At 70.1% G+C, this 22,644-nt stretch carries 13 protein-coding genes; 4 read left to right on the plus strand and 9 right to left on the minus strand.

The features are described from left to right. Positions 1-689 precede the first annotated feature (689 nt). From V7067_RS03025 to V7067_RS03035, 3 genes are all read right to left on the minus strand, one after another. Positions 690-1,139, minus strand: a complete 450-nt coding sequence (locus V7067_RS03025) for a host attachment family protein (protein ID WP_334174398.1) — start codon at positions 1,137-1,139, stop codon at positions 690-692. Positions 1,140-1,230: 91 nt separating this feature from the next. Continuing rightward, positions 1,231-2,391 carry a GTP-binding protein gene (locus tag V7067_RS03030; RefSeq protein WP_334174419.1) on the minus strand — a complete coding sequence of 387 codons (1,161 nt, stop codon included), beginning with the start codon at positions 2,389-2,391 and terminating at the stop codon, positions 1,231-1,233. Between the two features lie 135 nt (positions 2,392-2,526). Then, the gene (locus V7067_RS03035; protein ID WP_334174399.1) at positions 2,527-3,936 is read right to left on the minus strand and encodes a D-alanyl-D-alanine carboxypeptidase family protein; all 1,410 of its coding nucleotides are present in this window, start codon (positions 3,934-3,936) and stop codon (positions 2,527-2,529) included. A gap of 531 nt (positions 3,937-4,467) precedes the next feature. Between V7067_RS03035 and msrA the strand changes: the two genes are divergently transcribed. Both msrA and V7067_RS03045 read left to right on the plus strand, forming a co-directional pair. Continuing rightward, positions 4,468-5,118 (plus strand): peptide-methionine (S)-S-oxide reductase MsrA, encoded by a 651-nt coding sequence (gene msrA, locus V7067_RS03040; RefSeq protein WP_334174400.1) that lies wholly within the window; start codon positions 4,468-4,470, stop codon positions 5,116-5,118. Positions 5,119-5,243: 125 nt separating this feature from the next. Beyond that, entirely contained in the window at positions 5,244-6,218 is a 975-nt protein-coding gene (locus V7067_RS03045; protein WP_334174401.1) for a CHAD domain-containing protein, read from the plus strand. 47 nt (positions 6,219-6,265) lie between these two features. On the opposite strand, the gene V7067_RS03050 is transcribed toward V7067_RS03045, so the two are convergent. The 6 genes from V7067_RS03050 to V7067_RS03075 all read right to left on the minus strand — a co-directional run bounded on the left by V7067_RS03050 (position 6,266) and on the right by V7067_RS03075 (position 18,948). Beyond that, positions 6,266-8,356 carry a hydantoinase/oxoprolinase family protein gene (locus V7067_RS03050; RefSeq protein ID WP_334174402.1) on the minus strand — a complete coding sequence of 697 codons (2,091 nt, stop codon included), beginning with the start codon at positions 8,354-8,356 and terminating at the stop codon, positions 6,266-6,268. A 3-nt stretch (positions 8,357-8,359) separates the two neighbouring features. Continuing rightward, positions 8,360-10,048, minus strand: coding sequence for a hydantoinase B/oxoprolinase family protein (locus V7067_RS03055; RefSeq protein ID WP_334174403.1), 1,689 nt, complete (start codon positions 10,046-10,048; stop codon positions 8,360-8,362). A gap of 119 nt (positions 10,049-10,167) precedes the next feature. Next, positions 10,168-12,828 (minus strand): LuxR C-terminal-related transcriptional regulator, encoded by a 2,661-nt coding sequence (locus tag V7067_RS03060; protein WP_334174404.1) that lies wholly within the window; start codon positions 12,826-12,828, stop codon positions 10,168-10,170. Positions 12,829-12,979: 151 nt separating this feature from the next. Next, positions 12,980-16,120 (minus strand): efflux RND transporter permease subunit, encoded by a 3,141-nt coding sequence (locus V7067_RS03065; RefSeq protein WP_334174405.1) that lies wholly within the window; start codon positions 16,118-16,120, stop codon positions 12,980-12,982. Positions 16,121-16,199: 79 nt separating this feature from the next. After that, positions 16,200-17,390, minus strand: a complete 1,191-nt coding sequence (locus V7067_RS03070) for an efflux RND transporter periplasmic adaptor subunit (protein WP_334174406.1) — start codon at positions 17,388-17,390, stop codon at positions 16,200-16,202. A 262-nt stretch (positions 17,391-17,652) separates the two neighbouring features. Beyond that, positions 17,653-18,948 (minus strand): amidohydrolase family protein, encoded by a 1,296-nt coding sequence (locus V7067_RS03075; RefSeq protein ID WP_334174407.1) that lies wholly within the window; start codon positions 18,946-18,948, stop codon positions 17,653-17,655. A gap of 437 nt (positions 18,949-19,385) precedes the next feature. Between V7067_RS03075 and V7067_RS03080 the strand changes: the two genes are divergently transcribed. Further along, positions 19,386-21,401 carry a GPP34 family phosphoprotein gene (locus V7067_RS03080; protein WP_334174408.1) on the plus strand — a complete coding sequence of 672 codons (2,016 nt, stop codon included), beginning with the start codon at positions 19,386-19,388 and terminating at the stop codon, positions 21,399-21,401. Continuing rightward, entirely contained in the window at positions 21,373-22,641 is a 1,269-nt protein-coding gene (locus V7067_RS03085; protein WP_334174409.1) for an MFS transporter, read from the plus strand. The genes V7067_RS03080 and V7067_RS03085 overlap by 29 nt, the downstream gene beginning before the upstream one ends. Positions 22,642-22,644 lie beyond the last annotated feature (3 nt).

Consider the following 22,644-nt stretch of genomic DNA (forward strand, 5'->3'; position numbering starts at 1 on the left):
TGCCTGCCGTCCTTTGCCCGAAGGCCGCTGAAAAGGCGCGGCCGCCCGGTTGCGGCATGGCCGGTGCGCAGGCGGGGCCGCGGCGCCTGAAAAGGTGGACTTCCGGCAGAAGCCCGCAACCGGCAGGAGTTCGTCAGGCAGGAGCCCGCCAACCGTCGGGAGGCTGTCAGGAGCGGCTGCGAAGAGTTTCCGGGAAAATGCAGAGGCCCGGGAAAAGCACCGGCGTCGCGCGCCGGGAGCGACCCGGCATGCGCGATCCGTGGGCGATCTCCGAAAAGCCGCGATCGCTCGCACGTCGCTCTCCGGCGAGTGAGGCCTCTCTCCCGGGCTCTCAGGTGCCCCGGGCTCTCAGGCGCGGCCTCTGGCGATGCCTGAGGCGACGGCGCCCGGACGCCATGCCCGCGCGTCATCCCGCGGCGTATCATGCCGGCGCGTCACACCGGATACCGGCGCGTCATACAGGCGCGTCGTGCCGGCACGTTATGGCACACGCGCGTCATAACACCGGCTCGTCCTGACACCGGCGTGTCCCGGCACAGGGGGCCGGGGCATAAGGCATAAGGTTCCGGCGCCACTTCAATTCCCCCGCCGCCAGCCTTGCGGCGGCGACGGGGGCTGCCTGATGCGGCCGCACAGCCGGCAATCGGCCGGCCGGTTCCCCCCCTGACCGGCTGTCGCCGGCGGGCCGCTCAGTGCAGCGCTTTCAGGTAGGTCTCGATCTCGAACACGGGCTCGTTGGTGAGGTCCTTGTCGAGCTCGGCCACCACCGCGTCGGCGGTGCTGCCGGTGTGGCTTCGCAGGCTCGCCAGCATGCGCGGGGGGGCCACCAGCACGAGCCGGGCGCAGCGGCCCGCCTGATGCAGGGCCGCAACCTCGGCCATCACCTCTTCGGCGAAGGCCTCCTCGGCGCGGGCATGCCAGTCCGTGGCCTCGACGCTTGAGCGCACCTCCGCCACCCGCACACGGCCGGGCCGGTCAGTGCCCTGTTCGCGGGTCGGCGGGTTGGCGGGCGCCTGCAGCGTCTGCTCCACCTTCAGGTTCGGAAAGACTTCGTCGCCGGCATTGCGCAGAAACAGCGCCTTGTGTCCGTCGGCGACCACCACCAGCGTGTTCTGATGCAGCGCAAGAGCGTGGGTCATGATCGACCTCCTTATTGGCGTGGCCGATCATCAGCAAAGACCCGGAATGCCGCAAACTGCTTTGATCCGGATCAGAATCCGCGCGCTGTCTTCAGCCGCCGAAGCGCACGCCCGGCACGGCGAGCGGATTATCCGTCAGCGCGGTGCGGTCCGGGGTGTCGGGGGCAACGGCGCCGGTGAAGGCATCGAACAGCCCGCGCACGAAGCCCTCCGGCAGGTCGCAGGTGATGAACACCAGCCGCGAGCGGTGATCGTCGTCCGGCCAGCCGTCGAGCGCCTGCGGCGGGTGCAGCACATGCTGCACGCCGTGGATCACCAGCGGGCGGTCCGGGCTTTCGGCCACGTTCACGATGCCCTTCATGCGCAGCAGCTTCGGGCCGTGCTGCGAGCGCAGCAGGTCGAGGAACATGTCGAGCACGGCCATCGGGATCGGCCGGTCGGTCGTCATCGAGAACGCGCGGATGCGTGCATCGTGGCGGTTGACGTCGTGGCCGTGACCGTGGCCCGCATGGTCATGGTCATGGTCATGGTCATGGTCATGGTCATGGTCATGGTCATGGTCGTGATGGTGATGGCCGCCCTGCGGGCCGTAGCGCTCGCCGGCGAGCCAGCGCGCCACATCGGGAATCTTGGTGGCGGGGTCGAACAGGCCGCAGTCGAACAGGCTGCCGGGGGTCAGGGCATCGCGGTCGGCATCGATCACCGGCGCCGCGGGGTTGAGCTCGGCAAGGCGGCGGGCGAGCAGCAGCGGATCGGCGCCGAGGTCGTGGGCAAGCGCGGTCTTGGTCAGCACCAGCCGGTCGGCCATCGCCACCTGCTTCACGGCCTCAAGGTGATTGTCGAGTGTCGCCGCGCCGTTCACGGCATCGACCACCGTCACCACGCCTTCCACCCGGTAGCGCCGCGACAGGTAGGGATGCAGCAGCACCGCGTGCAGCACCGGCGCCGGATCGGCGAGGCCGGTGGTTTCGATCACCACCCGGTCAAGCGCAGCGAGGCGGCCGTTATCGAGATCGCGCAGGAAACCTTCCAGCGTGGAGACCAGTTCGCCGCGCACCGTGCAGCACAGGCAGCCGTTGGAAAGCTCCACGATGCCGTCGCCGGCGCGGGTGACGAACAGGTGATCGAGCCCGATCTCGCCGAACTCGTTGATGATGATGGCGGTGTTCTTCAGCGCCGGGCTGACCAGCAGCCGGTTCAGCAGGGTGGTCTTGCCGGCCCCGAGAAAGCCGGTGATGACGTTGACCGGGATCGGCGCGCGCCGCGGCCGGGCGGCAGGCGTGCCGGCACCGGTTGCGGCGGCCTGCTCCGGCACGGCCGGATCAGGCACGGCTTGGCCCTGCACAGCTTGGTCCTGCATGGCGGTTCCCTTTTCCGGTCTGGCGCGTCAGGGCGCGGGCGCCGGATTCAGCATCGACGGCGGCAGCAGGTTGAGCGGCACGGATACACCGGGCTCCGCTGCCGAGGCAATGGACCTGGCGGCCGGGGCCTCCGCGGCGATCGCCTGCCCCACCACGGCGGCTGCCGGCCCGGCACCGTCGCCGGCCGGGGCGCGCCCCAGCGCCGCCCGCGCCGCCTTCGCCGCGGCGCTTGCGGCCGGCGAGGCCTTCTGCTGCGTCGTCAGGGCCGGAGCGGCCACCGCCGGCCCGTCATCGTCGTCGTCGCCGCCGGCCGCAACTGCGGTCGCCTGCGGGGCATCCGGCGACAGGCCGATGAAGACCGGCACCAGCGGCCGGCTGTAGCGGGCCGTGGTTTCCAGAAAGGTGGGCTGCGCCGGAGCCGCGGCGGCCTTCTCGCCCTTCTTCTTCTTCGGCTGCGGAGGCGCGGCCACCCACGACAGTTCCACCGCATTGGGGTTGGTCAGCGATGTCAGCACCTGCCCCTCGCCCGGCGCCGGGCGCTGGCCGCCGCACACGGCCGCCTTGCGGCTGAGCGGCGCCGGCAGGCCCGGCGGATTGCGGAAGGTGGCCAGCGTGGGGCTGGACGCGCGGCGGCGGAAGCTCTCGGTCATCAGCCGGGCGGCGAATTCGTCGCGTTCGCGGGCGCTGTAGGCTCCAAGCACCACCGCGATCAGCGTGCGCCCGCCGCGGGTGGCCGTGGCCACGACATTGAAGCCGGCATTGCAGATGAAGCCGGTCTTCATGCCGTCGCCGCCCTGAAAGCGCTCGACGAACCGGTTGTGGGTGCGGATGACGCTGCCGCCGAGCTTGAGCCCGGTGATGGAAAACAGCCCGCGGTGCTCGGGAAACTCGTTGAGGATGGCGCTCGCCAGCACCGCCATGTCGCGCGCCGTCGTCACCTGCGCGTCGTCCGGCAGGCCGTTGGGGTTCTGGAAACGGGTGCGCGTCATGCCGAGGCGGGCGGCCTCGCGGTTCATCTCCGCCACGAAGGCGCTTTCGCTGCCGCCCACGGTTTCGCCCAGCGCCATGGCCATGTCGTTGGCCGACTTGACGATGACCATCTTCAGGGCGTTGTCGACCGTCACCACGGTGCCGGGCCTGAAGCCCATCTTGCTCGGCGACTGGCCGGCCGCGTTGGCGGTCATGGTCACCGGGCTCTGCAATGTCAGCCGCCCGGCGCGGATGGCGCGGAAGGTGACATAGGCCGTCATCAGCTTGGTGATGGAGGCGGGATACCATGGCTGGAACGGATCGCCGTCGGCCAGAACGGCGCCGGTGCGCTGGTCGACCACGATATAGGAGCCGATGTCGGCCCGGGCCGGGCTGAGGCTGGCGACCGCGGCGGCAAAGATCAGGGCCGTCGCCAGAAGCAGGGAAAAGGCGCGGTGGGCGGGCAACAGGCTCCCTCCGGGTTGAGCAGGCACGGACGGCACGGGCGGGGCGCGAAGGCACGAACAAACAGCAGGCACGAACGGAAGACGCGAAGGCACGGGCAGAACTTGCCGGCAGGGCAGAACTTGCCGGCAGATGGACTTGCCGGCAGATAGGCCTGCCGGTCGCGACGCCGGCCGCCGGCATCCGGCGACACCCCGCCGGCCGGTGGCATGGCCTGTCGCCGCCGTGGCAGCGCGGGACAGCGCGCCCGGTGCGTGCACAGCAGTGGATCGGCAGCAGGCTTCTTGATACTCCATCGTCCGGTTCTTGGCAAAAACAAGACCGGAAGCGGGCTCTTTCCCGGCCTGCGGGCCCTCTCCGGCCGGTGCGCCCTTTCGCCGCCCTGCGGCGCGACCTATCTTGAGCGGCAGAGCGTGGTCCGCCGTCCGGCACCGGGCAATGCGCGGTGCGCCACGGCCGCCCTGTTTTTCCTTGTCTGGCGCGCGAGCGGTGCGGAGGCGCGACATGGCCCTTTCTGGCAGAGCACACACAACATGAGCATATTCAGGATGATGTTGCCCGCGGCCGCTCAGGCGCTGCCGGGCCGGGCAGAGCCGCTTCCCCCGCCGCGGCCGCATTTCGTCACCGGCCGGCCGCTGACGCCGCCATGGCCGCAGGGGCTGGAGGTGGCGGAATTCGGCCTCGGCTGTTTCTGGGGGGCGGAGCGGCTGTTCTGGCGGCTGCCGGGGGTGTGGGTCACCGCGGTCGGCTATGCCGGCGGCCTGACGCCCAACCCGACCTATCGCGAGGTGTGCAGCGGCCTGACCGGCCACGCGGAGGTGGTGCGCGTGGTATTCGATCCCGGGGCGGTGTCCTACGACCGCCTGCTGCGGGTGTTCTTCGAGGCGCACGACCCCACGCAGGGCATGCGTCAGGGCAACGATATCGGCACGCAGTACCGGTCGGTCATTCTCACCGCCGGGCCGCAGCAGGCGGCTGCGGCCGCCGCAGCGCGGGCGGCCTATGACGCGGCGCTGAAAAGTCGCGGCCTCGGGCCGGTCACGACCGAAATCGCGGCCGCCGGGCCGTTCTATTATGCCGAGGACGACCATCAGCAATATCTGGCCAAATACCCGGACGGCTATTGCGGCCTGAAAGGCACGGGCGTTGCCTGCCCGCTGCCGGGCCCGGAGGCGGCGGCCTGAGATGTCGTGCGGCCGTAATCGACGGCGGCTAATGGACAGGACGTGAACCGCGGTGCACGGCGGCCGTGCCGCCGGACGGCCGGCGGGCCGCATCGCCGGAAGCACTGCGTCGGGAGAAAGCTGGGATGAGTTCGCGTCTGAAGCGTCAGGAATCGGTGTCCCAGGGGCTGGAGCGCTTGCTGCGGCGGGAACTGGCGGCGGCGATCGACGCTCTGCACGATGCCGGCGAGACGCCCGAGGAGCGCGTGCACATCGCCCGCCGCCGGCTGAAGCGGGCGCGCAGCTTTCTGGTGGCGCTGGCGCCGGCCGTGGGCCGGCGGGCGGAGCGCGAGCGCCGCCGCATCCGCGATGCCGCCCGCCTGCTGTCGGCCACGCGGGATGCCGACGTGGCGGTAGAAACGGCCCGGGCGCTGGTGCTTCATGCCGGGCCGGAAGCCGAGGCGCCGCTTGAGCGGCTGGTGGCCGGCCTTGCAGCACGCGCGACCGACGGGCGCAACAGCCACCTGCCGCTCGACGATGCCACCAGAACGCTGGCGCGCACCGCCGCCGCCATCGACGATTTTCGCGTGCGCGGCGGAGATGGCGACGAGGAACTGCTGATCGATGCGCTGGGCGATGCCTATCGCGACGGCCGCCGGGCGATGGCCCGGGCGCTGCGCCATCCCGAGGCGGAAAACGTCCACGCCTGGCGCAAGCTCGTCAAGCACCGCTCGCACCTGACGCGGGCCGCCGGCAAGCGGCTTGCGGTGGCGACGCCGGCGGTGGGGGCGGCGCTGGACCGGCTCGGCGACGTTCTGGGCGATGCCAACGATCTCGCCGTGCTGGAAGCGATGGTGGCGCAGGAGCCGGGCCTTGCCGGCACGCCGACCGAGGCGGCCGCGGTCATTGCGCTCATCGCCGGCCGGCGCGAGGTACTGAAGGGGCAGGGCTTCGCCCTTGGCGAAGCGCTGTTCGGCGTGGCGCCGCGCCGTTTCCGCGCCGCTCTGGCCGCGCGCACCGAACTGCTGGTGCCGCCGGCGCCGTCCGCGCCGGCCCCGATGCTGGGCGGCGGCGCCATGGGCCTGCTCTCCGGCCGTCCGCCGCGGGAATCGGAGGAATAAGGCCGGACCGGCCGCTCACGCGGCCAGTCGCAGGGAGAGGCATGCCGTCAGGCGGTCTCCTTCTGGCGGATGATCAGCAGGCCGCGGTCGTTGCGGTGGGCGATCTGCCCGGCCAGCACGAGGGTCGTGGTGGTCGGTTCCTCGATGAGGGCCGGCCCTTCCACCGGCTCGTCGGCGGGCAGCAGATCGCGCTCGAAGACCGGGCATGGCGTCCACCCCGCTCCGGCGGCGCGGAACACCAGCCGGGTGCCGCGTCGCGCCCCGTCCAGCGTCAGCCCCCCGGTGTCGAGCACCGGACAGGAGATGACCGGGCTGTCGAGTTCGGCGACGAGGTGCAGGCCGGTGATCTCGATGGCCGTGTCCGGCAGGGCGAAGGAATAGGCCTTGCGGTGCGCGGCGTGGAAGCGGGCGGCAATGGCCGCCTCGTCCAGTGCGTCTTCCCCCGAAGCCCCGTTACGCGGCAGTCCGTCGCTGATGGCCGTGGTGACCGAGTGTTCCTGCCCGCGATAGCGCAGCTGCAGGGCAAGCGAACAGGCGGGCCCGGCGCCGGTGTCGTGGCCGAAGCAGGCGCCGGCCGCCTTCCGCAACGCGGCAACCTCGGCTTCAAGGTCGGCCATGTGGGCGCGGTCGAGCGGGCGGAACCACGTCTTGCGCAGGTCGGCGCGCGGCCGCGCCGCCAGCATGCCCCAGGCGGAAAAGACGCCGGCATGGGCCGGAATGACCACCCGCCTTGCCCGCAGTTCGCGCCCGAGGCTGGCGGCAAACAGCGGCCCGGCGCCGCCGGTGACCAGCAGCGTGAAGTCGCGCGGGTCATAGCCGCGCTGGATCGTCACCAGCTTCAGCGCGTTGATCATGCTGGCTTCCGCCAGATCGACGATGGCCTGTGCGGTGTGGTCGGCATCGAGGCCGAGGCGCGCGCCCAGTGCCGCCATCGCTGCCCGGGCGGCGGCCACGTCGAGCCGGATCTGGCCGCCGGCGAACGTCTCCGGGTCGATCACGCCGGTCAGCAGCCGGGCGTCGGTCACCGTCGGTTCCGTGCCGCCGAGGCCGTAGCACACCGGTCCCGGCCGCGAGCCGGCGCTTTCCGGCCCGACGGTGAGGGCGCCGAAGCCGTCGACGCGGGCAATCGAACCGCCGCCGGCGCCGATCTCCACGATATCGACCACCGGCACCTGAACCGGGTACCCCGGCGAGGTGCGGCTCCACTCCATGCGATAATCGGAGAAGACGCGCGGCCGGCCGCCGACGATGACCGAGCATTTCGCCGTGGTGCCGCCGACATCGAAGGCCAGTACGTTGGGCTCGTCCAGCAGTTCGCCGATGCGGGCGGCGCCGGCAATGCCGCCGGAGGGGCCGGATTCGACGAGGTTCAGCGGCGTTTCGGCGGCCTGCGGAAAGGTCGAGACGCCGCCGTTCGACAGCATCGCATAGGGCTGGCAGCCGATGCCGCCGTCTGCAAGCCGTGCCTCCAGACGGGCGAAATAGTGCGTGATGATCGGCTTCACATAGGTGTTCAGCACCACGGTGTTGGCGCGCTCGTATTCGCGCCACAGCGCGGAGACGGCGTGGCTGCAGCAGATCGTCAGCCCCGGCAGGGCTTCTGCCAGAAGCTGCGCGCATTCGGCCTCGTGCGCCGGGTTGGCATAGGCGTTGAGAAACAGGATTGCCACGGCCGCTGCGCCGGCGGCGCGGATGGCCGCGGCCGCGGCCGCCACGTCGGCGGCATCGAGCGGGCGGTGCACGCGGCCGTCGGCATCGATGCGCTCGCTCACCTCGAAGCGCAGCGCCCGCTCCACATAGGGAACCGGGCTGTGGAAGCGCAGGTTGTAGAGGTCGGGCCGGTTGCCGCGGCCGATTTCCAGCACGTCGCGGAAGCCGCGGGTGGTGACGAGCGCGGTCTTCACGCCCTTGCGCTCGGTGATGGCGTTGATGACCGTCGTGCCGCCATGCACGAAGAAGCCGACGCGCTGCGGGTCGAGATCGCCGGCGGCGGCGGCAAGGCGGATCGTGTCCATCACCCCGCGCGACTGGTCGTCCGGGGTGGTCAGGCTCTTGGAGGCGCAGATCCGGCCGGTGGCCTCGTCATAGCCCAGAAGGTCGGTGAAGGTGCCGCCCACGTCGCTTGCCAGACGGATCATCGCTCACGCCTCCTCATAGCCGTAGATGTCGCGGGCCGCGGCGGGCGAGATCAGTCCGGCGCGCAGGTCGGCGGCGATGGCCGCGCGGTCGCGTCCGGCCGGCGGCCCCCAGCCGCCGCCACCGCCGGTGACGATGCGCACGATATCGCCCTTCATCAGCCGCCGTTCGCTGAGGCGGCCATAGGCGGTGACGCGGCCGGTGGCCGCCTCGACCACCTCGAAGCGGTTGAGCGAGCCGTCATGGCCGCCGGCGACGCCCCATGGCGGGGTGGCGTTGCGCCCGAAGCTGCCGGTCAGCACCGTGCCGTCGGCCAGCGTTTCATATTCCCGCACCACCCCGTAGCCGCCGCGGAAGCGCCCGGCCCCGGCACCGCCGGCAGTGTTGAAATCATAGCGCAGCACCCGCAGCGGGAACTTCGCCTCCAGAAGCTCGATCGAATAGTTGTAGGTGTCGCCGTCCGTCAGCGAGATCACCGCGCTGGCGCCATCCTGATCGGCCGCCGCGCCCCAGCCGCCGTGGGTCGGCTCGATGTGGATGAACTCCTCGCCGGCCGCGGTGCGGCCGGAGAGATAAATGACGCACAGCGAGGAATAGGAGCCGGCCGTGAAGCGGTCGGGCAGGAAGGGGGCGAGCGCCTTCCAGACCAGTTCGGAGGCCTGCACCGAGCCTTCGTAATACCACCCGGTGGGCGCGGGCTTTTCGGCCGTGAAGATGGTGCCCGGCGGCGCCGTCACCGTCAGCGGCCGGAACCAGCCCTCGTTGGAGGGATCGTGCGGGGCGACCATGGCCTTGAACACCGACTTCACGGCGGAATGCAGCGCACCGGCGCCGCAGTTGACGGGGCCGGCGACGGCCGGCGGACAGCCGGTGAAATCGGCTTCCACCCGGTCGCCGGCGATGGTGATCTTCACCCGCACCGGGATCGGTGCCGCGCTGACGCCGTCGCCGTCGATCACGTCGGTGGCTTCGTAGACGCCGTCCGGCAACGCGGCGATGACCGCGCGCGCGCGCCGCGCGGCGGTGTCGATGAGGGCGGCGAAGCTGTCTTCCAGCAGCGGCCGGCCATAGCGCGCCAGCACCTCTTCGAGGCGGGTTTCGGCAATGCGCACCGTGGCGATCTGGGCGTTGAGGTCGCCCATGGCGATCTGCGGCAGGCGGGTGTTCTCGCGGATGATGCGGAGGATCTCGTCGTTCAGCACGTCGCCGCGCGCCAGCCGGATGCGCGAGAGCCGCAACCCTTCCTGAAAGCTGGAGGTCGCGTCCGGCGGCAGGCTGCCGGGCACGGCGCCGCCGACATCGATCCAGTGCGCCACCGTCAGCGCCCATGCCACCAGCCCGTCCTGCCAGAACACCGGACGGATGATGGCGAAATCGCAGGCGTGGGTGCCGCCGTGATAGGGATCGTTGGTGACGAAGATATCGCCCGGCCGCACATCGCCGGGATAGGTGTCGATGACGGAGCGTAACTGGGTGCCGAAGGTGCCGGTGAACAGCGTGATGCCGTTGGTCTGGGCCACCAGTTCCGCGTCCGCCGTGCAGATGCCGCAGGCGAAATCGAGCACCTCGTAGATCACCGGGCTCATGCTGGTGCGCTGCATGACGATGCCCATCTCGTCGACGATGGACAGGAGCTTGCCCTGAACGATCTCCAGCGTGACCGGATCGACCGTCTGTCTCGTGTCGCTGTGCACGGTTCCGCCCCCTCGTGTGCGCGGGTGGCCGGCGCGATTCGCCGCCGGTTCAGGTCGCAAGGGTAACCGCTGCGGCGGCCGCTGTTGCCTACCCGAACGGGTGGGATGCGGCCTTGCGGTCAGGGGCTGGCCGCGCGCCGGTGCAGCGCCGCCATCAGCCCGGATTGCCGGGCCCGCGTCAGCGCCGCGGTGCGCGAGCCGGCGCCGAGCTTCTGGTAGATGTTGGTGAGGTGATATTTGACGGTGTTCTCGCTCACCTTCAGATCGCGGGCGATCGCCTTGTTGGAAAGCCCCTGTTCGAGGCGCAGCAGCACCGCCCCCTCGCTGCCGGTGAGGCGGGCGATGGCGCCGGCCCCGGTCCCGGCCGCGGCCGCGGGCACAAGGCGCTCGGCCAGCGCCAGCGCCGGGCCGAGGCGGCGGCGCACCAGCGAGCCGGGATCCAGAGCATCGGCATGGGCCCGCACGAAACGGACGAGCCCCGCGCCCTCCTCGGCAAAGGGCAGGCAATAGAGATCGGTGCGGTGGCTGAGCGCCAGCCGCTCCAGCGCGGCGGCGGCCGCCGCCGTGTCGCCGGCCGCGATCAGGATGCGCAGGCGCAGCAGCACAAGGCCGGTCAGCCGGCGCACGTTGGCGGCCGCGCCGGGGCGGGCGAGCAGCGCATCGAGCCTCCGCAGCGCCCCGCCCGCATCGCCGCGCGCCAGCGCCAGACGCGCCTGCAGTGCGGCGACCGGCGCCCCACGCAGGTTGACCGGGTCGGGGCCGCCGCCGCCGTCGTCGTCGGGGAGGGCCGGCGCCAGCAGCCGCGCGGCCTCCTCCGGCTGGCCGGTCCGCAACAGCATGTCCGCCCGCAGCAGGCCGGTCAGGCGGGCAAGGCGGCGGTAGCGGCGCCGGCCGGCGATGTTCTCGGCCTCCAGCAGCACGGCATCGGCATCCTCTCCGCGGGCGAGCGCGATCCGCATCCGCGCCTGCACCAGCGAGGCCAGCGGGTCGAACCAGCTGTCGCGCTGGCCGAGCTGGCGAAAGGCCTCCGCCAGTTCGGCCGGATCGTCGGGAAACTGCCCGCGTTCAAGGTCGACCTCGGCCAGCAGGGCTTTCGTCATCAGCGTCAGGTCGGCGCCGGGGCCGAGCTGGCGCAGGCAGTCCTGTGCGTGCTGCAACAGCGTCGCGCGGGCGTTCTCGCTCTGGCCGGACAGGAACTCCGCCTGCCCGATATGCAGCGGCAGGTGCGCGGCGCCGAAATCCGAACCGGCGGTGCGGAAGGTGGCGACCGACAGCCGGCCATAGCGAATGGCTGCCCCGAAGCGTGCGTCCTGCAGCGAACAGAAGCACAGCAGGTTCTGCGTGAGGGCGAGGCGCACCGGGTCGGCGGCCCGCGCATCGGCAATGTCTGCCTCCAGCCGGGCCACGGCTGCCGGCGCAATGGGGCGGTCGCCGTAGAGGTCCATCAGCGCCCCGATCAGCCGCAGTTCCGCCGGCAGGGTGTCGTCGTCCGCCGGCATCGCGGCGGCAACGGCGGCGGTCAGATCCTGCGCCAGATCGAGTTCGCCGCGCTTGGCGGCCGACACGGCAAGCCCCAGTGCGGTGCGCGGGCAGGCGGCGAAGTGCGCCGGCGGGAGCGCGGCGAGTTCGGCGAACTGGCGCGCGGTGCCGTCGCCGCCGCGATAGATGAGCCGCCAGCCGCCGCCGCGCTCCGTCACGCCGGCGGCGAAGGCGAGGTCGCCGGACCGCAGCGCATAGCGGATGGCCCGGCGCCATTCGCCGCGCTGTTCCAGAAAGACGGCGGCGCGCCGGCGCAGCGCGGCCAGATCGACGCCGCCCGCGGCGGCCTGTGCGGCCAGAAAACCGGCCACGATGCCGTGCAGGCGGCGCTCGTCCGGCGGTCCGCCGCTTTCCATCGGCAGCGCCAGCGCCTCCAGCAGGCCGGCGAGCCGGGCCGCGGGCGCCGGCCCCAGCGCGGCCGCCAGCACGTCGGGCCGCAGTGTTTCGAAGGCGGCGGCGGCGCAGAGCAGGGCGCGGTCGGCCGGTGCCACGCCGGCGACGATGCGCTGCGAAAGATAGGCCGCCATCTCGCTCCGGGTGCCGCTGAAGCCAAGCAGGTCGGCAATGTCCAGCGTGCGGGCGCGCAGCAGCAGCAGCGCCAGTTGCAGGGCCACCGCCCAGCCATCCACCTTGCGCGCGAAGGCCCGCCATGTCGCCGGATCGGGCAGCGGGCCGCCGGCCGGCCGGCCGGGCCCGCCAGCCGCGCCGAGGGCCTCGGCCTCGGCCTCCGAGAACCGCAGCGCCCCGGGCCCCAGTTCCACCAGCCGGCCTTCGACGCGCAGCCGCGAGACCGGCAGGCCGGCCGGCGTGCGGGAGGCGAGCACCAGCGTGACCGGCGGCGGCGGCTCCAGTTCGGCGATCCGGCCGAGCAGGCGGATCGTCGCCGGGGATTTCACGCGGTGGAAATCGTCGAGGATCAGGTGAACGGGTGCCGGCTGGGCCCGCATGGCCTGAGCGAGCCGGTCGGCGAGGCTGTCCGGGTCCTCGCCGGCAAGGGCGCCGGCGGGCGGGGCGTCGCCGCCGCCGAGCGCACCGATGAGCGCGCGGGCAAGGGTTGCGGCATCGGCATCGCTGCCGGGATCGGCCACCACCGCGCGCTGCCCGCGCCGGGCGAGGGCGGCCTGCAACTGGCGCAGAAGGGTCGACTTGCCGCTTCCGCCCGGCGCCTCGATGGTGACGAGCCGCGCCGCATCGCCGTCCAGAATCGCGTCGAGAAGGGCGGTGCGGATGACCTGATGCATGAAACGGGTCTGGCAGCGGGCCGGTCTGCTGAAGAACGGGTCGTAACGGGGCTGGCTGCGGCCCCGGCCGGCCCGCCCGCGGCGCCATCACCATAGCCGACGCGGCCGGCGCCGTCATGTGGCTGCTGCGCCTGCCGCCCGCTGCGCGTTCTCAGCCCTGCGGCGGGGCGCCCGCACGGCGCCGGGCGGGGCGGAGCCGCTCCAGCACCGTGAAGAAGGCCGGCACGAACAGCACGGCAAGGCCGGTGGAGGCCAGCATGCCGCTGACCACCGCGATGCCCAGCGACACCCGCGCCCCCGCCCCGGCACCGGAGGCCAGCGCCAGCGGCAGCATGCCGAGGATGAAGGCGAACGACGTCATCAGGATCGGGCGGAAGCGCAGCCGTGCCGCTTCCACTGCTGCACGGGCGGCATCGTGGCCTTCCGCCGTCATCTCGCGGGCATATTCCACGATGAGGATGGCGTTCTTGGCCGCCAGCGCGATCAGCAGCACGATGCCGATCTGGGTGTAGAGGTCGTTCGACATGCCGAGCGCTTCCAGCGCAGCGACGGTGCCGAGCAGCGTCAGCGGCACCGACAGGATGACGGCGAGCGGCTGCACCCAGCTTTCGTATTGTCCGGCGAGCACGAAATAGACCAGCAGCAGCGCAATGGCGAACACGACATAGAGCTGGTTGCCGACAAGCTGTTCCTGATAGGACATGGCGGTCCACGCCGTGCCCATCGACGGCGGCAGCGTCTTCTGCGCGATCTCGGTCATCAGGCTCATGGCCTCGCCGGAACTGAAGCCCGGGGCGGCAGACCCCGTGATGGTGGCCGCCGGATAGAGGTTGTAGAGCGTGATGAGCGGCGGGCCGGCTTCGTCCGCGATGCGCGCCAGCGCGCCGACCGGCACCATCTTGCCGTCCTTGCCGCGGACCTTCAGCTTCAGAATGTCGTCGGGCTCAAGCCGGTAGGCGGCATCGGCCTGCACATAGACCTGAAAGACCGTGTTGTAGCGGGTGAACTGGTTCACGTAGGACGAACCGACATAGGCCTCCAGCGCCTGAAAGACCTGCCCGACGGTGACGCCGAGCGTCTCGGCCTTGATGCGGTCCACCTCAAGACGGAGTTGTTTCACGCTGCCCTGAAAGGCGGAGGTTACGTGGGCAAGGCTGCTCTGGGTGGCGGCATTTCCGGCCAGCAGGTCGGCGGCGTCCTGCAGGGCGGCGAAATCGGCACTGCCGTTGCGCATCTCGGCCATCAGCGTGAAGCCGGAGGCGTTGCCGATGCCCTGAATGGCCGGCGGCAGCATGACCTGCGCCACGGCGGTATCGAGTTCGCCGAGCGTTTCCCGCACCCGGCCGCCGATGGCCGACAGGCTGAGATCGGCGGTTTTGCGCGCATCCCAGTCCTTCAGCACCACATAGAGCATGCCGGCATTGTAGAGCGTGGCATTGTTGTCGACCGGCGAAATGCCGGCGACGCCGATCACCGTGTCGACCCCGTCGACCTTGCGCACCCGCGCCACCGCATCGTCGACCACTGCGGCGGTGCGCTGGGCGGAGGCGGCATCCGGCAGGCGGATGTCGACGATGAAATAGCCCTGATCCTCATCCGGCAGGAAGGCCGTCGGCACCTGCGACAGGCCCCAGAGCGCCAGCCCGATCAGCGCCAGCCCGGCCAGCGTGGTGACGGCGGCGAAGGCGACGAGGCGGCGCACGACGGCGACATAAGCCGCCTCGCAGCGGGCGTAGCAGGCGTTGAAGGCGCGGCAGAGGATGTTGCGCCGCTCCGGCGGCACCGCCGGGCGCAGCCACAGGGCGCACTGGGTGGGCTTCAGCGTGACCGCATTCACCGCCGAGATCAGCGCCGTGGCGGCAATGACGAGGGCGAACTGCTGATACATCCGGCCCGTCAGTCCGCTCATCATCGCGGCCGGCAGGAACACCGCCATCAGCACCAGCGTGATGCCGACGATGGGGCCGGTCAGCTCCGACATTGCCTTCACCGCCGCATCGCGGCTGGAAAGGCCCCGCTCCATGTGCCGGGCCACGCCCTCGACGATGACGATGGCATCGTCGACCACGATGCCGATGGCCAGCACGAGGGCGAACAGGCTGGTGGTGTTGACGGAATAGCCCAGCAGCGCCATGGCCGCGAAGGCGCCCACGATGGTGACCGGCACCGTGGTGGCCGGCACCAGCATGGCGCGCCAGTCCTGCAGGAACAGCAGGATGACCGCCAGCACCAGAACGGCGGCGATGATCAGCGTCTCGTAAACCTCGTCGATCGAGGCGATGACGAACTTCGTGCTGTCGAACGGAACGGTGTAGTCCAGCCCTTCGGGAAAGGCTTTCGCCAGCTCCGCCATGCGGGCATTCACGCTTTCCGCCACGCTCAGCGCGTTGGCGCCGGACAGCAGCGAGATGGCGATGGCGGCCGAGGGCTTGCCGTTGAGCGTGGCCGTGGTGCCGTAGCTGGCCGCCCCCAGCTCCACCCGGCCGACATCGCGCACGCGCACGATCTTGCCGCCGCCCTCGTCCAGCACCTTCACCACGATGGACTCGAAATCCGGTACGTCGCTGAAACGGCCGGTGACGTTCAGCACATACTGAAAGCTGGCGGTGGCCGGGGCCGGGGGGCCGCCGACGAGGCCGGCGGTGACCTCGGCGCTCTGCAGGGCGATGGCGCCGGTCACGTCCGAAGGCACGAGGCCATAGGCCTGCATGCGCTCGGGATCGAGCCAGATGCGCATGGCATAGTCGCCGGCGCCCATCACCGTCACGTCGCCCACGCCCGGCAGCCGGGCCAGCTCGTTCTTCAGGCTGATGGTGGCATAGTTGGACAGGAACAGGTTATCGTAGCGCCCGTCCTGCGAAAAAAGCGTCACGAACTGCAGGATCGACGTGGACTTCTTCTTCACGCTGAGCCCCTGGGCGGAAACCGCCGCCGGCAGCTGGGCTTCCGCCAGCGCCACGCGGTTCTGCACCAGAATCTGCGCGGTATCGGGATCGGTGCCGATGCTGAAGGTGACCGTCAGCGTGTAGCTGCCGTCGCTGCCGCTGGTGGACTGCATGTAGATCATGCCTTCCACGCCGTTCACCTCCTGCTCGACCGGCAGCGCCACGGTGTCCATCACCGTGCGGGCGCTGGCGCCGGGATAGGTGGCGGTGACCTGCACGGTGGGCGGCACCACATCGGGATATTGCGCGACCGGCAGCGTGAGGAGCGACAGCGCGCCCACCAGAACGATCACCAGCGCCAGCGTGTTGGACAGCACCGGCCGGTCGATGAAGAAGCGGGAGAACATGGGCTCTGCTTTCGGGGCTGCCGTTGCGCCGGAGATTGCGCCGGGCTGGAGATTGCGCCGGATCGGGGATTGCGTTGCGTCAGGGATTGGCGGCGGCCGGCGCGGCCGCGGTCTGGCCGGCCGGCAGGGCGGCCATGGCGCCTTCGACCGGCTGCACCGTGTTGCCGGCAACGGCCTTCTGGATGGCCCCGATGACCACCCGGTCGCCGGCCGAAAGCCCGGCGGTGATGACCCGCAGCGGGCCTTCCACCGGCCCGGTGGTGACAGAGCGCTGCGCCACCACGTTGTCGGCCCCCACCACCATCACATAGCTGCCGGCCTGCGCCGACAGGATCGCGGTGTCGTTGACGAGCAGGGCCTTTTCCAGCCGCCCCACCGGCACCCGCACGCGCACGAACAGGCCCGGCACGAGCGCGATATCCGCGTTCTCCAGCGTTGCGCGCATTTGCAGCGTGCCGGTCTGCGGGTCGAGGTTCGGGGCGATATAATCGATGTGGCCGGTGTAGATCTCGTCGCTGTCCGACGACAGCAGGATTTCGGCCGGCATGTCCGGCGCATCCTCGCGCAGGCTCTTCAGTGTCTTGCCGGCTTTTTCCAGCGTGTCGCGCAGGTCGAGCTGCTGCTGTTCCGTGATGTTGAAATAGATGTCGAGCGGGCTGACCTGAAGGATGGTCGCCAGCTTCGTCGGCCCGGACGAGCCGACCAGCGCGCCGACATCGGCCAGATGCCGGGTCACCACGCCGCTGAACGGGGCGGACACGGTGGTGTAGCCGAGCGAGACCTCGGCGATCTTCAGGTTCGCCTCGGCCGCCGCCACCTGCGCATTGGCGGTGTCGAGGGCGGCCCTGGCGTTGTCGACCTTGCTCTTGCTGGCAACGTCGCGTTCGCCCAGCGCCGACTGCCGGTCATATTCGAGCCGGGCATCGGTCTGGGTCGCGCGGGCTGCGTCCAGCATCGCGGTCTTCTGCGCCACCTCGGCCTGATAGGGCGCCTGCTCGATGCGGAACAGCTCCTTCCCCTTCTGCACGGCCTCGCCATCGGTGTAGTCGATGGCGGTCAGGAAGCCCTGCACCCGGGCTTCAAGATCGACCGAGGCGCTGGCGGCGGTGTTGCCGGTGAAGGTCGCATAGAGCGTGACCGGCGCTTCCAGCGGTGTGGCCACCGTCACCTTCGCCGGCGGCGGCGCCACATACTGGTTGCTCTCGTTGCAGGCCGAAAGCAGCATCAGGCAGAGGGCAGCGGCAGCCACCGGCTTTGGCGAAACAGGCATGTCTTCAATGACCTTGACGGGCGGTCCGGGCCTTTCGGCGCCGCAGCCGCAGTTTGCCGGGCGCCGGGCCGGCGCTGGTGATCGGGAGGCGGCAGCGCCGTCTGCCGGCTGCCGGAGAGGCTGAGGACGGGACCGGGACGGGGCGCCTCAGGGCCGCCCCGCGGGGGCGCACAGCGGTGGCCGCCGGCCACTCCGCCCCGGTTTCCCGTCCCCCGCGGGGTGCACCCCCCTTCGGCTGCGCACCCCGCGGAACAGGTTGGTCTCAGAGCGCGGGCAGCGTCGCTGCCGGCGGCAAAGCGGCTGCCGGTGTGTTGCGATAGACATTGCCGCCGCGCATGATGAAGGCCACGCGGGCGAGCGCGGTGATGTCCTTCAGCGGATCGCCGCTCACGGCGATCAGGTCGGCGTCCATGCCCGGCGCAATGGCGCCGATACGATCGGCCATGCCGAGCGCCCCGGCGGCGTTGACGGTCGCCTCCTGAATGGCCCTCATCGGGGTCTGGCCGGCCTTCTGAACGCGATAGATCAGCTCCGTCACCAGCCGGCCGTGGGCCCCCGCGCCGGCATCGGTGCCGAACACGATCCTGAGATTCTTGTGGGCGATGGCCTTTTTGTACATCGCCAGCTTTTCGGCAATGCTGTTGCGTGTGATCTCGAAAGCCTCCTCGGTATAATTGGAGGTTCCGAGAAATTTATTCTTGTTTTCAAGGTAGTTGTACGAGACGAGGGCGATCTCGGGCTCGAAATAGACGCCCTTTTCGGCCATCAGGTCCATTTCCTTGTCGGTAATGGCGCTGCCGTGGGCAATGGTCGTGCAGCCGCCGTTGACGGCCGCGGTGACAGCCTGCGGACTGTGGGCGTGCACCCAGCTGCGCTTGCCGAGCGCTCTGGCCTCGCCGCAGGCGGCGGCGATCTGCGCATCGCTCATCGTCTGCTGGCCGTGCTCGCGGATGCTCTTGGAGGCGAACAGCTTGATGACGTCGGCGCCTTCGGCTGCGAACCGGCGCACCTGCGCCCGGATTTCGTCCGGCGTGCCGCTCTTCTCCGTAATCGCGCCGATCGAGGTGAACACCCGCGGACCGGGAATGACGCCGCGGTTGATGGCATCGCGCAGCGGCTTGTCGGAAGGCGAGCCGATCGACAGCGAGTGCAGCCCCTGCACGGTGGTGAAGCCGCCCATCAGGTCTCGGTAGAGGTTCTCGTAGGCGTAGAGTTCGGCGACCGGTTCGGGTTCCAGCGGGTTCGCGATGCGGCCCTCGGCCGTGAAATGCGAATCGATGTGGACATGGGTGTCGATCAGGCCCGGCAGCAGCGTCATGTCGGGCAGGTCGTAGTCGCCCTTGCGGCCGGCAGCCGGCTCGATACGGGCGATGCGACCGCCTTCGATTACGACCAGCACATCGTTCTGCACGCCGCCGCGGCCGTCGATCAGGCTGCCGGCGCGAAGGGTGATCTGCTGCGGTGCGGCATCGGCAGCCCGGGCAGGAATGTCCGCGGCAAGGACGGAGAACGCCACCACAGCCGCGCCCAGCATCGGCGCAAGACTGCGGCGCGCCATGGTCCGGCAACGCTTCGGGCAAAGCTGCTTTGTCATCGGGTCCGGCCTCTTAAATTCTGTCGATCTGAATGCATATGCAAGGTAATATTGCTTATTTAGAAGAGTTATTGATTATTTTCAGGGTGCCCTCGCGCTGAAATAAGAAATGAAATTACTTTGAAAGCGCGGTCTTCAGGCTAATAAATGGCGCCTTCGATAGGCAACTTATAAAATATAAGTTTCTCATCCGGCCGATTCATTGCAGCCTGCGCGGGCTGTTCACCATGCCGACTGAACAGAGGCCGAAAAATCGACCCGGATCGCCGTCTCGGAGCCGTGACCGGCTGCGTTCCTCAGGAGCGCCGGTGCGGACGCAGACGGCGGCATCCTTTTCAGGACTGCCGGCCCCCGGCGGGTTGCCGCCTGGCGAGGCGCGCTGTGCTGCCACAATGGACACCATGATGCTGACCCTGCTTGAAAAGCTGCTTCTCCTGCATGTTCAGAGCCGCCGCGGGCGCGGATCGGCCAACGAGGCGGCAATGGGGCCGGTCGTCGCCGGCGCGGCCCTGCTGGACCTGACGCTTGCCGGGCGGGTCGATGCCGACGCAGAGCATGTGTTCGTTACCGATGCGGCGCCGACGGGCGACGCGATCCTCGATTCCGTTCTCGGCTTTGTGGCCGCCGGCACGGCCGGCGTGACGGCGGACGAGTGGGTGCTGGCAATCTGCGGTCTCGGTCCGCATCTGCGCCGCTGCGGGCTGGTGCGGCTGGAGGAGCGCGGCTTCCTTGTCCATGAAGGCGGCTGGGTGCCGATGGGCGGGCCGGAGGACATCTCCTTCGCGCTGACGCCGGCCGCGCCGATGGCGGCCTTGCGGGCGGAAATGCGCGCGGTCCTGCTCGGCACGACGGTGCCCGATGCCGCCGAGGTCATCCTCATCGGCCTGGCGGATGCCTGCGAAGTCCTCGATGCCGTGCTGAGCTTTGAGGAACTGGCCGATGCCATGCCGCGCATCCGCCAGATCGCGCGGATGGACCGCATCGGGCAGGCGATCAGCGCGGCGGTGCTGATGGTGCGTGCGGCGGTGCTGGGCGAGGAGGAATTGCGCGTCTCCATGTCCGCGCTGGTCAACACCTCGTCCCTGCTCGGTCAGAAGCTGGAGGACCGCGCCTCCATCCGTCGCCGGCAGGACGGCGAACTGGTGCTCCGGATGCAGAAGGCATCGTCCACCTATGTCGGCGACCTGCCCGGCCACACGGGCTTCTTCGTGGCGCCGATGGATGTGCTGGTGGGGCAGGACGGCGATGCCAGAACGTTTCAGATGACGGAGCTGAACGGCACCGGCATCGGCGGCCTCACCAACATTTCCGACTGGGCGGTGCGGGCGATTCTGGATGATTTCCGCGCCCTGCCGGCCACGATCGGCGCCCCGCTGCCGCTGATCGTGGTGGCCAACTCCACCAAGGCGGGCGGCCCGAATCCGATGATCTACGAGAAGATCCTCTATTCGGATGCGCTGATCGCCGGCTTCGGGGACATCGGCGTGCCGGCGCAGCTCGTGCCGCTCGACGATTATGTGCGCGCGCCGGAGGCCTATGCCGGCGTCGCCGTGGTCGTGCTGGGCTACATGGACGCCTTCATGAAGGCCCTCGCGGTTGAGGAGGGGCAGCTCGTTCTTGGCGGCCGCAAGGTTTCAGGGGCCATCAACGACCGCTTCGTGCTGAACCTGCGCGATGCTTTCGGGGCGGATGCCATCGAGCGCCCCGACTTCTTCATCTGCAATTTCTGCTACGAGGCCGGGGCCGACAAGGCGGTGGCCTACCGGCTCGCCAACGCGTTTCTCGATGCCGGGCGGGCGCGGGGTCAGACCTATCGCTTCGTCCGGCCGCGCATCAACTTCGCGCTTGCGCACAATCCGCAGGACCTGCGCCAGACGGTGCGCCGCTTTCTCGATGAGGATTGTCCGGCGGTCATCAAGCCGTGCGGCACGGGCCACGGCCACGGCATCGAGTTCCTGTTTCCCGGCGACAGCGACGAGACGATCAACGAACGTATCGCCGATTCGTTTGCCGCCGTGCGCCGCAACTACGGCGGCCGCATCGACGGCTTCCCCTATACGGTGTGCGAATTCATCGACACCGCCATGATCCGCCACCCGGAGCATCCGCACTTCGGGCACAAGTACGAGCTGCGCGTGGTCGTCTATCGCGAGGGGACGCAGATCAAGGCGTTCCCCTCCATCGCCAAGATCTCCAGCCAGCGCTTCAATGCCGGGGCGATCGACCGGCTCATGCTGATCAACAACGTCACCACGTCGTCGGCCGCCACGCGCTCGAAGGGCGCGGATTTCGTGCTGCCGCTGTCCTGCGCGGCGACGCTGGAGCTGTTCGAGATCACGGAAGAGCAGCTGACCGAACTGTGCCGCTTCGCAACCGGCTATGTGCGCCATGTCATCGCGGCCGAATATCGTGGCTGAGCGGTCGCGCGGGGGCAGGGTCCGGCCGGTCGTTCTGCTGCGGGATCCGCTCTATCGCCGTTTCTGGATCGCCTATGCGCTGGCTCAGCTCGGCACATGGATGCAGACCACGGCGCTGGCGTGGCTCACGCTGCAGGTGTCCGGCTCGGCGGCGGTGGTGGGGGCGACGGTCGCCATGCAGCTTGCGCCTTCGCTGCTGTTCACCCTGCCGGCCGGCGCCTTCGCCGACCGCGTGGCGAAGAAGCGGCTGATGCTGCTGATTCAGGTGGCCCAGTTCTCGTCTTCCGCCGTCATGGCGTGGGCGGCCTGGCACGGCGTCGACTACTGGGCGGTGCTGGCCTTCACCATTGTTTACGGCTCGCTCAACGCCATCTCGCAACCGGTGCGGCAGGCCTATGCGGCGGAACTGGCGGGCGAGCACATGGTTGCGGCGGTCTCGCCGCTCAATTCCATGACGTTCAACACGGCGCGCATGGTGGGCCCGGCCATCGCCGGCCTGCTGCTCGGTGTGGTCAGTGCGGCGGCGGTGTTTGCCGCCACGGTTGCTCTGCTGGCGCCGCTGCTCGTCGTGCTGCTGCTGCCCGGCCCGGCGGAACCGGCCCCGCACCCCGGCCGCCAGGGGCATGTGCTGGCCACCATGCTCAGCGCGCTGCGACGGGTGACGACCGACCGTGTGCTGCTCGATACCCTGCTGCTGATCGTGGCGGCGAGCGCCCTCGTCAATCTCAACGCGCTCGTTCCGCTCTATGCCTCGGACGTGCTGCACTGGCAGGCGGAGGGACTGGGCCTGTTGCTGTCAGGCGTCGGGGTGGGCGCTCTGGCGGCGGCGCTGCTGAATGTCTGGGTCCACACGGCCGATGCACTGGGGCGGGCGCTGCTGTCGGCGGCGGTGCTGGGCCTCGGCTGCCTCGGCCTCGCCGTGCCGCTGCCCGGCGCCGGTCCCGTGCTGACCGTCGCGCCTGTGCTGGTCATGGGGCTGGTCGGCGCGGGCATGTCGTCGCTGCTGGTCAACTGCAACGCCTCGACGCAGGCCAGGGCCCCGCGCGAGGTGCGCGGCAGCATTATCGCCCTCAATATTCTGGCGACTTTCGGGTCGGCCCCGTTTGGCGCGGCGCTGGGCGGTGTGGTGTTCGAGGCCATCGGCGGCCGGGCGACGATGGCGCTGGCCGGGCTGCTCGTGCTCGCCTGCGCGCTCATTCTCGCCGTGCGGCACCGCGCGCATAAGGTGCAGACAGCCTGAGGG

Origin of the sequence: Pseudoxanthobacter sp. (assembly GCF_036822375.1) — a bacterium.
GTDB lineage: Bacteria > Pseudomonadota > Alphaproteobacteria > Rhizobiales > Segnochrobactraceae > Pseudoxanthobacter.

Excerpts from the sequence above, each read along its gene's own strand:
- V7067_RS03075 (WP_334174407.1), bottom strand. The coding sequence starts at position 18,948 with ATGGCGCGCCGCAGTCTTGCGCCGATGCTGGGCGCGGCTGTGGTGGCG.
- V7067_RS03085 (WP_334174409.1), top strand. The coding sequence starts at position 21,373 with ATGTCATCGCGGCCGAATATCGTGGCTGAGCGGTCGCGCGGGGGCAGG.
- msrA (WP_334174400.1), top strand. The coding sequence starts at position 4,468 with ATGAGCATATTCAGGATGATGTTGCCCGCGGCCGCTCAGGCGCTGCCG.
- V7067_RS03045 (WP_334174401.1), top strand. The coding sequence starts at position 5,244 with ATGAGTTCGCGTCTGAAGCGTCAGGAATCGGTGTCCCAGGGGCTGGAG.
- V7067_RS03065 (WP_334174405.1), bottom strand. The coding sequence starts at position 16,120 with ATGTTCTCCCGCTTCTTCATCGACCGGCCGGTGCTGTCCAACACGCTG.
- V7067_RS03050 (WP_334174402.1), bottom strand. The coding sequence starts at position 8,356 with ATGATCCGTCTGGCAAGCGACGTGGGCGGCACCTTCACCGACCTTCTG.
- V7067_RS03080 (WP_334174408.1), top strand. The coding sequence starts at position 19,386 with ATGATGCTGACCCTGCTTGAAAAGCTGCTTCTCCTGCATGTTCAGAGC.
- V7067_RS03070 (WP_334174406.1), bottom strand. The coding sequence starts at position 17,390 with ATGCCTGTTTCGCCAAAGCCGGTGGCTGCCGCTGCCCTCTGCCTGATG.
- V7067_RS03060 (WP_334174404.1), bottom strand. The coding sequence starts at position 12,828 with ATGCATCAGGTCATCCGCACCGCCCTTCTCGACGCGATTCTGGACGGC.
- V7067_RS03025 (WP_334174398.1), bottom strand. The coding sequence starts at position 1,139 with ATGACCCACGCTCTTGCGCTGCATCAGAACACGCTGGTGGTGGTCGCC.